This is a genomic window from Ancylomarina sp. 16SWW S1-10-2, assembly GCF_009669305.1.
Classification (GTDB): domain Bacteria; phylum Bacteroidota; class Bacteroidia; order Bacteroidales; family Marinifilaceae; genus Ancylomarina.
The window spans coordinates 13769-26612 of record NZ_SADB01000027.1 but is presented as its reverse complement, the minus strand read 5'-3'; the positions used below and the strand labels follow the sequence as shown (position 1 = coordinate 26612).

Genomic DNA, 12844 nt, shown 5'->3' with positions numbered 1-12844 from the left:
AATACCCAAAAAAACAAAGTCCTGGAGGGACGACAGATATATTATTACAAAACACACAATCTACTCATTACTAATACTTTTTTTAATACAATCCATAAACTTTATCATTCTAACAGAACTATTAGCTATAAAACTTTTGTAAATTGTAGAATAGAAGAAAAACTCAAAACAAATATCATGGCAAATACCTACACCCAAATTAATATTCATGCCATTTTTTCGGTAAAAGGCAGGGGAAATATTATTACTAAGCACTTTGCCGACAGATTGTATCAATATATCGCAGGAATAATAAATAGTACAAATAATTATTCTTTAGCAGTAAATGGTCACAAGGATCATATTCATGTTTTTTTCGAACTAAACCCAGCTAACTCATTATCAGATATTATTCGTGATATTAAAGCAAATTCATCAAAATGGATCAACGAAAATAAATTGGTATTAGGTCATTTTAACTGGCAAGAAGGTTATGGCGCTTTTTCTTATTCCCGTTCACAAAGAGATACTGTAATTAAATATATTAGGAATCAAGAAAAGCACCATGCAACGAAAGCTTTTAAAGAAGAGTATTTGGAATTATTAAAGAAATTTGAAATTCCATTTGACGATCATTATATTTTTGAATTTTATGATTGAGTATCGCTCCTATGGAGCTTTTAAAAAATATAAAATAAACGTATCTACCATACTGGCGTTCCTACGGAACTAAAATCTCATAACAGTTTCTAGCTTAACAATATGACTAGGAAACTAAACAATCAAAAACCAAAACACATATAAAAAAAAGCTCAGAGAGCTGGCAGTATGGTAGAACTACCATATAATACAAATTATAAATCCCGAAGGGATGACAGACACATTAATATAGTATGCAATATTTTATCTTTCAAATCAGATTTAAAGAAAAAAAGCTAAAAAAATGGAACACTATTTAAACCATCTCATCGAAGATTTACATCAAATAACAAACAATATAAATAATTCGGACAGAACTGAAGATGAATCAATAAACGACGACGAATCATTTTACAAACATATTGAAGCTGTTGAAAACTATTTACATGGTGATCAAATTTCCATTTCTGAAATCACTGGAATTTTGCCGGAACAATTACCTCCTCCAGAAAGACTTTCAGAAAGACAAAAGACACAACTTGCTGCAGAATTAGAAGATTTTCTAGAATATTTCCATTTTGCCTTGGATTTTCCCCAAAACTATCCAAATCATTTGCGCTATCAATTCATAAAAAAATTTTGGATGGAAAAACATCCCGACATACAATTTGGCACTACTCACATTGAATTTTGTAATTACGAAAAAGAAAACTGCCCTTTTCCTGGCTATTGTACTTCTTGCGATGAAATTGATGATGAAAACGAGGACATGGGATCATTTAAAGATTAGATGCAGATGAATTACCATTTTAAAAATGTTTAATTTAAACACTTATCACGCAAAAATATATAACCATCAAATATTAAAAAAAATTGTAATTTCATTTGTCGATCATTATATTTTTGATTGAGTGTCGCTCCTCTGGAGCTTTAAAATATATACACAATTTTTCTGCTACCATACTATCGTTCCTACGGAACTAAGAGAAATGGAAATAGAAACAATTATTTGGGAAAACCCGAAGAGCTGACAGTATGATAAATTTACAATCGCCTCAATTCTCAATAAGGGATTAAAAATCCCAAACTCAAAACCTGCAGATTATAAATCCGCAGGAGCAAATTATCATTCTTACTTAAATTCGCCCATTTCAGGACACCTCTCTCCCAACCGAAATATAATCTAGAAGTAGACTTAACTCGCTACCACACGATTGTATCGTGTGGTTAATAATACCAAGTCATCCAATTATTGTCCAACCCTATAAACCTAAAAAGAAAGGCTGTAGGATAAAAGTACATCTCCAAACACAGCATTTGTTTCATTCTCATAACCCAATCGGAAGCCTAAATTTAAAGGAATTGGCAAACGCAAAACATGCATATCGGCTGTAAATTCAAGTCCTATTGAAGTAATTCTATTGTCAAAATTGTAAAGGTTTTCTTCAAAAGTATACTCACCTTTTTCCATACCATAGTCGATAAAAGCACCCATCTTAACTCGCTTAATGTAGGCTAAACCACCCAAATTCCAATCAGGGTAAGCCAAAGGCATGCGGTAATCTAAACTTGTAGTCGCACAATCTAAACCCAAGAGATTAGAAACTCCTCTTGGTGATTTTATGGCATTTCCAAAACTAGTATTCAATTTGGAACGATTCTGATAACCCGCATAAACACTTATACCATGATGCTTTGCAAAACCAGGTAAATTGAATTGACCAATTCCAGACCACACCTCACCTACCGTATTATTTTTTGTAGGACTATAACGATAATCAAATTGTAGATATTGTGCCCATCTCGATTGCAAATCTCGTTGTGAACTCTTTATTGAATGACTGAAATACACCTGATATTCTAACTCTTTAAACGTTCTATCAGTAAAACCAAGTTTACTTGCACTCAAAGTCTGAGTAGAACTAGAAATATTAGCGTGATAACCTGTCCATTTATAAATATTATAAGAGAATTTTGGTTTCAATACGGTTGCATGTTTACCCGATGAAAGATTAAAAGGCAATGATATTGAATTCTTCCATTCCAACTGATTCCATTCTAAATCATTCAAAACTCCAATGACTGTATCATCTTCTCTACTTCTAATTTGGGAATTAAAGTTTCTAGAATTCTTACCATACTCCAACTTTGAATTAAAAATGGGAAAGAAACGCTCGTAGGATAAATTTAAATAAAATTGGCCCTTATCATAACCCTCCTCTTTTTTATACCCAACTGTAGTAAAAAATGTATTCAAAAGATTCTGGCTTGATGCTGATATTCCAATATCAATATTCTCTTCGTCAGGAGACACAAAAAGTGGTGCCCAAGAATGAAATTGAAAGGTATGTGCCAATCGTGAGTAAGGCTTAACTTGCCATTGATCCAACTTACTTGTATCTGCCTGCATCTTCTCTCCCAGTTGATTAGATAATTGCTCAGCCAATTTGAACTCAGCTTGTTCTCCATCTTGTCTTTTCCATAAACCAGAAGCTAAATCAAGATTAATTGGTACATAGCCATCAGCTGAATAATCTGAATAATATAGCGTATTCTTAGATTGATAATAGAAAGGATCTTTAGCGCCAAATCGAGAAGAAGTTAGCTGAGAAATTTGACCATTCTCCCACTCATAGGCAAAGATATTATTGATTCCGGTATGCGATGAAGTAAAAAACACATAATCATCACTCACATATGGCTGAGAAATATTTGTTTTATCAGCAGCATATAAAAGCGTTCTACTTTCTGTTTCTAGGTCTAGTTCAAGCAAGCTTTTTTCTCCATTGGCCTGACTAATCACAACAATAGATTTATCATTTTTAGCCCATTGCGGTGTCATAAAAAACTCACCTTTTTTCGCTGCAATTCGTTTTATAATCGAAGCCGTTTCTGTATCCAAAATTAGGAGTGTACTTTCCCCATCAGAGTCAACTTCAACACTTAAAATCTGTTTCCCATCTTCAGAAAAAACGGGTGCAAAACAGTTATGCGCTAACTTATACTTTCTTTTTGTTTGAGTCTGCATATCGTAAGTAACAATAATAGCCTTATCGCCATGTTCCCAACGTAAGTCAGCTTGATATTCTGACCACAACAGCTTATTATTCTTATAATCGAACCCTGTTCCGTAATCGTATCCTGGAACAAAAATCTCTTTTTCAACACCATTCTCATCAAGCTCAACAAAACTCATGGCATCAGCCAACCCCTCCTTCATCAACAATAAGCCCTTATTAGCAATATGCGGATAATTATAATTTGTATAAATAGCTTTCTCTTTAACTAAAGACTTAGCCTGCGTCCTCTTATTATTAGTATCTTGATTCTTCCAATCCCACTTTAACTCCGACATCACATCAGCGTAAAACGTTAATTTTCCATTTCTATGCTTGTTTAACTTTTCTACTTCATTCCAATCAACTCGCTCAATTCTATAGTTCGTATTTAAGTATGCATTTTGCTTTTCCTTCAGCTCATTAAAAAGAACACTTCTTTTGTCCTTCATCCCATTTTTTAAACCCGTTGACATGCAATTTATATTCAAAGGAGAGCCACCAATCTTATTCAATGTATTATCCCAAAACTTATCACCGTAGTGAACGCGTGATTTCCCAACTAAATAATAACCAAGCGTATATTTATTGGGTACAAAGTCTTTATATGAACCCATAGCAGCTTTATCGTACGAATAAGCACCCTTTTGAAGCAGCTGAGCCTTTAATTCTTGTTCAAACTCAGCACTTCGCCCTCTACCCGATTCACCTAAAGCCGTTTCGGTACAAACAGCATCACCTTCCATAAACCATGATGGTAAATATAAACCTGCAATCAATGCTGTTGCCTGCTGACCTAAAATCACATTTAATATTCGAGTTAAACCACGCTCTAGCTTATCCATTTGCAAAACATGTCGATACTCATGACTAACCAAATGATCTAACCAAGCTTGTGTATCGTCGTCCTGAGGAGGCGTAGCATACAATTCGATTCGCTTAGGAGCCCAAGCCACCATCCCATTTGATGTAGCCGATTGGGTATGCAAAATCACCGAAAATTTCTTTGGGGAATGATTTAAATCCTTACCTCCTTTTTCCTTCAAATCATGAAATAAAGCTGCCACATACCTTGCCTTAGCTTCATAAGTAGCGGGGAATACAATTCGAAAATCAGCTGTATTAATCTGCTTCCACTTTATATTTGAAGGATCTTGACCAGTACTATAATATTGAGAATAAGAAACTGACGATAAGATCATCAGGCATATAAAAGAGAGAACGCTTTTCATCTGTAAATCAATAATTTTATTAGGATGTGTAAGATACTTGCTTTTATTTAAACTACAATGCATTCACACATCAGTCATTGCATTTGTAATGCTCAAAATTAACATTTCATTAAGATAAAATTTAAAAACAATACTATAAGTTTGTATCATTAACAATAAGACTATAAATTACTAACAATATAAATTTTTAATTGCATATTACTGTTTCCTTTAAGTTTACTTACAACTAAACCGAAATCAATATGCTAAAAGCCATCCTGCAAAGGGTGGCTTTATTTTTTTTACCTATTATCTCTCCTTAAAATAAGTTGACGCAAGTATTAATTAGTTATGCGTGCAATTTGGCATCAAAATTGCTTATCATTTTACCTCTTTCAATATTAAATAATATATAAAAAGATGTTAACTTGATGGATGCATCAAAAAATAAGGATAAACTAAAATACACAAACATGAAAAAATTAATACTTATAGGATTTGCTACATTTTTGGCACTATCCTCTTTTGCTCAAAATGGAACAAAGAATTTTATCGATCAAAACTATATTGAACTCACTGGCACATCGGAAATAGAAATTGTTCCTGATGAAATCTATTTAAATATCAACTTACGTGAAAAGGATACCAAGAATAAAGAAAGTATCTCACAACTCGAAAATAAAATGTTTAAAGCCTTAAAAAAGATAGGTATTGATCTTGAGAAGCAGGTGAAAGTTCTTGATTTTACCAGTAACTTTCAAAGCTATTGGTTAAAGAAAAAAGATGTGATGAAATCTAAGTCATTCCAAGTTCTTGTACACGACACGAAGACACTTTCGAATCTATTTTCAACATTAGAAAAGGTGGATATCTCAAATATCAATATTGTAAAGGTGGATCATTCAAAAATGGAAGAATTCAAAAAAGAAGTAAAAATTAAAGCCATCAAAAACGCAAAAGAAAATGCAGAAATACTTGCCGAAGCTATTGGTCAGGAAGCTGGAAGAGCCATTTATATCGGTCAAGGCTATTCAAATAATTATGATACCCGACCAAGAGCTAAAAATATGATGATAAGAGGTACAGTAAGCATGGCTATGGAAGAAGAAGCACCAGATCTAGAATTTCAAAAAATCAAATTAGAGCACAAAATCATGGTTCGATTCGAATTGAAATAAAAAATATAGTTAAATAAACATATTTCTTTATAATTATATAAGAATATTTAAAAAACGATAGTTGGTATTCAACTATCGTTTTTTATTTTTGTGGCACCATAAGGCTTATCAATACGACACATGAAGAAGATCATATCCTATATAACAACACCAATATTTTATTTTCTATTTTTATTGACACTAGTCATTTTTCACCCTATCCAGGTCATTTGTAAAACACTCTTTGGTTATCAAGCTCATAAGGTATCAGTCGATATTCTAAATTACATATTAATGCACTTAGTATGGGTTATTGGATTTAGAACTAAATTCACTAACAAAGCTAAATTGCCTACTAATCGTCCAATTATTGTCGTTTCCAATCATCAAGGAGCATACGACATCCCTCCTATTGCTTGGTTGTTCAGAAAACACCATCCTAAATTTATATCTAAAATTGAGTTGGCTAAAAACATACCAAGTGTTTCTTATAATCTTCGTCATTCTGGCGCTGCCTTAATTATGAGAAAAAATAGAACTCAAGCTTTCGGCGAAATTCGTAAATTAGGAAAGCTTATTGCTGAGAAGAACTATTGTGCTTGTGTTTTCGCAGAAGGGACTCGCAGCAAAACAGGAAAACTAAGAAAATTCAAATCTGGTGGTTTAGCAACCTTATTAGAAGAAGCTCCAAATTCTCTTGTCGTTCCTTTCGTAATTGATGGAAATTATAAAATTGAGAGCAAAGGCCTCTTTCCTCTTTCATTTGGAGAAAAAGGACGTTATTCCATATTAGAAGCTATAGAACCTAAGGGTTACACAGCTGAAGAATTATGCTTAAAGATCGAAAATTTAATACAAAAAGAGCTTAATCAAAATAAATAGATGTCAGGTAAAACAGCGTTAGTTATTGAAGGTGGTGCCATGCGTGGCATATTCTCTGCTGGAATTACGGATCAATTCCTTGAAGAAGATTTCAATCCATTTGACATGGTCATTGGTGTTTCTGCAGGTTCGATAAATGCTGCAGCTTGGCTTGCCGAATACAAGGGAAGAAATCTAGAAGTCTACACAAATTACTCGCTTCAACCAGGATATATTAGTTTCAAAAACTTCCTAAAAGGTCATCATTTTATCGATCTCGATTGGCTTTGGAAAGTAACCGAGAAAGAACTTCCTATTAATACGGATATTCTATTTAAAAAGAATATTGATTTTGAAATTGGGTTCACTAGCAATGCCAATGGTGAAGCATTCTTTCTGAATCCTAATGCAGAGAATATAAGCCATTACTTAAAAGCATCGTGCACAATTCCATTCTTCTATCGTAATTATCTAGAAATTGAAGGACAAGTTGTTTCCGATGGTGGTGTAGCCGCTCCAATTCCTGTTGAAAGAGCTTACGAAAAAGGTGCAGATAAAATTATGGTACTTCGATCTCGTCCAGAATCGTATAGGATGAGTCATAATTTAGGTTTTAAAATTGCCAAGCTTGTTTTCTCTAAACACAAGGGATTAGCAAAAGCAATAGAAAATCGGCACGAAGTTTATAATAAGTCAATCGATTTTATTCACAATCCTCCCCAAGGCGTTAAAGTTATAGAGGTATGTCCTCCAGAACATTTCAAAACGGGTCGATTTACCCAAGATTATAAAACACTTATTGATGATTATAAAATTGGGAAAGAGATGGGTAAACTTGCTATCGAAAAATTCAAAAAGACTTGTCTGATAAAATAAAACCACATGGCATAAAAAAAGCCTTCCAAATGGAAGGCTTTTTTCAATATTCTTAAAAGCTGATTAAAATCTTTTTTCTTTGATTCTAGCTTTTTTACCAGTAAGTTCACGTAAATAGTAAATTCTAGCTCTACGAACACGACCTCTTTTGTTTACTTCGATTTTGTCGATAAGAGGAGAATATAAAGGAATAATTCTTTCTACTCCAACATTACCAGACATTTTACGGATAGTAAAAGTTTTAGTTGTGCCAGTACCTTTAACTTGGATAACAACCCCTTTAAAAATCTGAATTCTTTCTTTGTTTCCCTCTTTAATTTTGTAAGAAACACTAATTGTGTCTCCTGCTCCAAAAGCAGGAATTTCTACGCCTGTAGCAAATGCTTGCTCAGCAACTTTAATTAAATCCATCGTAATGATTTTTTTTAAGATTCACGAACGCAATATAAACATATAACTGTCTTGATGCCAGAGATTACGCACGAATTCGTCGCAAATGTAAGGATTATTTTCTAATCTACAAGGAGAATCTTAAAGCAAAAACATAAAAAAAGTCCGAATATGTATTCGGACTTAAATATGATTAAAAAGAAACGCTATTGTAAAACTTCTTTCTTAGTATTTGAAAAGTATTTCATAAACTGAGCTCTTTCATAAATTGCCGAATCAGCAAGCTGTCCATAGTTCAATTTTCCTCTAAACTCATCAACGGTTTTGTATTCTTTTTTCGCCATCCATTTTGTGATATCTGCTAACACATCACTAACTCTATCAAATCCATTTTCGTAAATTGTAGAACAAAGTTGAACCGTTTTAGCACCAGCTAGTAATTGTTTAATAGCCGCTTCACCATCGTGAATACCTGTAGATGCAGCAATGTCTATACCTTTAATTTTATCGCTAAGTATTCCTACAAATCTCAATGACTTACGAATATCTGAAGGAGAACTTAATACCTCTGCTGAAGTCATTTCCATCTTCTCGATATCGATATCTGGCTCATAAAAACGATTAAACAGAACTAAAGCATCCGCTCCATCAGCATTTAAACGATTAGCCACTGCCATTAGATTAGTGAAATAAATTCCCAATTTCATTGCAACAGGAATATTAACTTCCTTTTTCACAGCCTTAAGAACATCGAAATAAAGTTGTTCATATACTTCAGACGATTTATTTTTATCGTTAGGTACGATAAAAACATTTAGCTCAATTGCATCAGCACCAGCTTGCTCTATTTCTTTAGCAAATGAAGTCCAATCTTTAGATGAGACACAGTTTATACTCGCAATAATTGGAATAGAAACCGATTTTTTAACTTCACGAATTAGTTCAAGATATTTCGAAACTGTATTTCCTTTAACGTAATTCACAATATAATCTTCAGCTTCAGGATAACCTGAATTCTTAGGATCAGATGAAATTAAATGAGACGCTTCATTTGTAATTTGTTCCTCGAAAAGAGATTTCAAAACGACAGCGCCAGCACCTTTCTCTTCTAATATTTTAATTTTGCGAACTGAGTTGGTTAAACCAGAACTGCTAACAACAACGGGGTTTTTTAGAGTCAACCCCATATATTTGGTCTCAAGATTTATCATGCTAGTATTATTTTTTTTTGATTGAAACAAATATAATTAATTCAAGTAATCAATTAACATTTTTACAGATTTATTACTTCTTTATAGACAAATAAATTCCTATTATTTAGAAAACAGCTTTACTTTTGAACATATTGTCTTTCGCCAAAAATAGAACTACCTACTCGAATTATAGTACTACCCTCTTCAATAGCTATCTGATAATCACCAGACATACCCATAGAAAGCTCAGTAAAATCAGCTTTATTTTTAAAACATTCTGCTTTCAACCTATCAAAATTAGCCTTAAGCTGCTTAAATTCTGAACGAACTTGATTGTGATCGTCAGTAAATGTTGCCATCCCCATTACCCCAACAATATTAACTCCTTCAAGATGTTTAAACTCATCAGAACGCAGCATTTCCATTGCTTCGGCTAAGTCATAACCAAACTTACTTTCTTCTTTAGCAATATGAAATTGCAATAAACAATTAATAACGCGATTGTGTTTTTTGGCTTGCTTGCTGATTTCTGTTAATAGTTTAATACTATCAACAGCATGGATAAGATGAACAAACTCGGCAATATACTTGACTTTGTTGGTTTGAAGATGTCCTATAAAATGCCATTCGATATCTTTAGCTAATGTTTCAGACTTTTCTTTTAGCTCTTGAGGCTTGTTCTCTCCAAAAATTCTATAACCACCATCATAAGCTTCAATAATAGCTTCTTTGGGTTTGGTCTTAGAAACCGCTACAAGCTTAACGTTTTCAGGAATACTTTTTAATATTTGATCTATATTTTGTAAAATACTCATCTTTTATATTTTAAAATCTTCCTCAAAATTACAATTTTAGATAGAATATCGAAATTTCGTAATCAATTATTAAAATATCATTTACTTATAAATGGATAAAATCAGGAAATTACTTCGTTCCATCTGATAAAATGAAACCAACACCATGAACATTCTCAATTTTAATTGAAGGATCTGGTTTAAGATGTTTACGGAGTTTTGTGATAAAGACATCAAGACTACGCCCCATAAAGTAATCATTTTCGCCCCATACTTTTACTAATATCTCTTCTCGTTTTACCAGCGAATTTCGACTATTACATAGTAATATTAAAACATCAGCCTCTTTCTTGGTAATACGAGAAACAACACCTTCCATGGAAAGTTCAAGATTAGAATGATCAAATTTAAATTTACCAAGTTCACATTGGCAATCTGCGGCTTCTGGAGCTTTATAAGAGCGTTTTAACACAGCATTAATTCTGCGTATAAACTCATCTTCATCAAAGGGTTTGGTTATATAATCATCACCTCCTAGGTCAAAGCCATTTAGTTTATCTTCCTTAAGCGATTTTGCCGTTAAAAAAATAATAGGCACTTCATTATTCTTCTTTCTAATCTTTTTAGCCAAAGTAAAACCATCCATCAATGGCATCATCACATCTAAAATACATAAATCAAAACGACCAGACACATATGTAGAAAAACCTTCAATACCATCCTTTGCTAGGACAACATCAAAATTTTCCATTCCAAGGAAATCTTTTATTAACATACCCAAACTAGGGTCATCTTCTACAAGGAGAATTTTAGGTGATTTTTCGAGACTCATATTTTTAACTTAAAGGTAACAATACCGTAAATGTACTACCAATATTCTTTTTACTCCTAACTTTTATGCTTCCTTTATGTGCATCAATAATCAATTTACAGTAAGATAAACCAATTCCAAAGCCTTTTACATTATGAATATCACCTGTGTGAGCTCTATAATAACGATCAAAAATATGATTTTGTTCATCCCTTGTCATGCCAATACCTTGATCACTAATAGAAATACATAATTCTTTATTTTTCGTTTGTGTCTCAATCTTAATTTTAGGACTATCTATAGAATATTTAATAGCGTTATCAATCAAGTTATTAAAAACATGTTGTATCAACTCATCGTCAAGCTTAACTGTATCCTCAATGGCATCAAGTTTAAATTCAATACTACCCTTTTTCTCTTTCAGTTGAATATCTAAACTATTGGCACAATCTGACAATAAAGTATGAAGCGAAACTTCATTAGCATTCAATTTTAATTCTCCCCGTTCAATGCAAGCTAACTTTAACAATTGATCAACCTGCTTTCTCAATCTGTTATTTTCATTGAGAATGATATCGGAATAATGACTCACGTTTTTAGGATTAGACAATACTTTTTCTCTTTTAAGCATGCCGCAAGCAAGTGAAATACTTGCCATTGGGGTCTTAAATTCATGAGCAATATTGTTCACTAAATCGGTTGTTCTACCTAATATTTTTTTATCTCTTAAGAGAGACAAGACCGTAATTCCAAACAATGAAAATAAAATAATAATAGCAACCAAAGAAGCAAGGAACATGATTCCCATACTATCTAATAAGTTTTTCTCACGATTGTCGAAATAAACATTCAACATGGCTTTATCATCACTCAAAGCCTTTTGCATACTATAATAAAAACATTGGCACTTGGCTTGTTTATCAGCACGTGATAAAACTTCTATTGTATATTTTGAATCAATTTGGTGCTGTTTAAACTTATCATCAATAATTAAGTTTAAACGCTTAATCTCAGATTTCATTCTAGCACTATCTGTTTTTGATTTGAGTTTTTTCATAGATTCACTCAATTCATAGCAGGATCGTTGATCCTTCATAAATTCACTTACCGATTCATGTAATGCAATACCCACCAAATGTCTAAACTGTTGTTCGTTTAATTTGCGTGCTTGATTAATCCACTGAACTTGAATCATTAAAAGAACGACTAAGACAAAAATGGATACGCCAATAAATATTTGTGATTTATACCGAGACATATATATAATAAAAGTTTTATTAAAACTGATTAACAATATAAAAAAGAAGATAAACAGTCGTTAATTTTAAGGACTCGTAAAACACTCCCATTCAACTAAATTAGTAACCAAAAGTAAGGTTTTTTTGTTAGAAGCTTAGGCCATTAACATTTCATTAACAGAAGACTAAAACGTCTTTTATTACATTTGAGCAAAGAATTTAATTAGAAACATATTTTTTAAAAACCTTAATTCTATAATTATGAAAAAATTAGTATTCGGACTTCTGTTTGTTTTCTCAATGAGTTTAGTGAGTGTTGCAGCAAATAACATAATCAATGCTGGCACTGATATCACTTTAAGTCAGGAACAAGATCAGAAAAAAGCTGATAAAAAAGCATGTGACAAGGCAGATAAAAAAGACTGTAAAAAAGATTGTAAAAAAGCCTGTTGTTCAAAAGCTGATAAAAAGGCATGTGACAAAGCAGACAAGAAAGCTTGTTGCTCAAAAACTGCAAAAAAATCATGTGACAAAGCTGACAAGAAAGCTTGTTGTTCAAAAACAGATAAAAAAGATTGCAGTAAAGCAGACAAAAAAGCTTGTTCAAAAGACTGTAAAAAAGAATGTTGTAAAAAATAG

The 12844-nt window shown here is 32.6% G+C and carries 12 protein-coding genes; 6 read left to right on the top strand and 6 right to left on the bottom strand.

Features of this window, described 5'->3' with window-relative positions; genetic code table 11:
- Positions 1-177: 177 nt before the first annotated feature.
- Together tnpA and EMN46_RS16705 are read left to right on the top strand one after the other, a co-directional pair.
- Positions 178-639: an IS200/IS605 family transposase gene (tnpA, locus tag EMN46_RS16710; protein WP_154201962.1), complete on the top strand. Its 462-nt coding sequence runs from the start codon at positions 178-180 to the stop codon at positions 637-639.
- Between the two features lie 283 nt (positions 640-922).
- Positions 923-1408: a hypothetical protein gene (locus EMN46_RS16705; protein ID WP_154201961.1), complete on the top strand. Its 486-nt coding sequence runs from the start codon at positions 923-925 to the stop codon at positions 1406-1408.
- A 480-nt stretch (positions 1409-1888) separates the two neighbouring features.
- Here the strand turns inward: EMN46_RS16705 and EMN46_RS16700 are convergent, their stop codons facing one another.
- Positions 1889-4906, bottom strand: coding sequence for a hypothetical protein (locus EMN46_RS16700; protein WP_154201960.1), 3018 nt, complete (start codon positions 4904-4906; stop codon positions 1889-1891).
- 452 nt (positions 4907-5358) lie between these two features.
- Here EMN46_RS16700 and EMN46_RS16695 point away from each other — a divergent pair, with 452 nt between their 5' ends.
- From EMN46_RS16695 to EMN46_RS16685, 3 genes are all read left to right on the top strand, one after another.
- Positions 5359-6063: an SIMPL domain-containing protein gene (locus tag EMN46_RS16695; RefSeq protein ID WP_195715297.1), complete on the top strand. Its 705-nt coding sequence runs from the start codon at positions 5359-5361 to the stop codon at positions 6061-6063.
- Positions 6064-6336: 273 nt separating this feature from the next.
- Positions 6337-6924 (top strand): 1-acyl-sn-glycerol-3-phosphate acyltransferase, encoded by a 588-nt coding sequence (locus tag EMN46_RS16690; protein ID WP_229130404.1) that lies wholly within the window; start codon positions 6337-6339, stop codon positions 6922-6924.
- The gene (locus EMN46_RS16685; protein ID WP_154201957.1) at positions 6925-7779 is read left to right on the top strand and encodes a patatin family protein; all 855 of its coding nucleotides are present in this window, start codon (positions 6925-6927) and stop codon (positions 7777-7779) included.
- A gap of 63 nt (positions 7780-7842) precedes the next feature.
- Here the strand turns inward: EMN46_RS16685 and rplS are convergent, their stop codons facing one another.
- From rplS to EMN46_RS16660, 5 genes are all read right to left on the bottom strand, one after another.
- Positions 7843-8190: a 50S ribosomal protein L19 gene (gene rplS, locus EMN46_RS16680; protein WP_154201956.1), complete on the bottom strand. Its 348-nt coding sequence runs from the start codon at positions 8188-8190 to the stop codon at positions 7843-7845.
- 185 nt (positions 8191-8375) lie between these two features.
- A complete protein-coding gene (locus EMN46_RS16675) occupies positions 8376-9380 on the bottom strand; it encodes a dihydroorotate dehydrogenase-like protein (RefSeq protein WP_154201955.1) in 1005 nt (334 codons plus the stop codon).
- Between the two features lie 119 nt (positions 9381-9499).
- Positions 9500-10177 (bottom strand): YggS family pyridoxal phosphate-dependent enzyme, encoded by a 678-nt coding sequence (locus EMN46_RS16670; protein WP_154201954.1) that lies wholly within the window; start codon positions 10175-10177, stop codon positions 9500-9502.
- A gap of 109 nt (positions 10178-10286) precedes the next feature.
- Positions 10287-10988, bottom strand: a complete 702-nt coding sequence (locus EMN46_RS16665; protein ID WP_154201953.1) for a response regulator transcription factor — start codon at positions 10986-10988, stop codon at positions 10287-10289.
- A gap of 4 nt (positions 10989-10992) precedes the next feature.
- Positions 10993-12225, bottom strand: a complete 1233-nt coding sequence (locus tag EMN46_RS16660) for a sensor histidine kinase KdpD (protein WP_154201952.1) — start codon at positions 12223-12225, stop codon at positions 10993-10995.
- A 241-nt stretch (positions 12226-12466) separates the two neighbouring features.
- Between EMN46_RS16660 and EMN46_RS16655 the strand changes: the two genes are divergently transcribed.
- Entirely contained in the window at positions 12467-12844 is a 378-nt protein-coding gene (locus EMN46_RS16655) for a hypothetical protein (RefSeq protein WP_154201951.1), read from the top strand.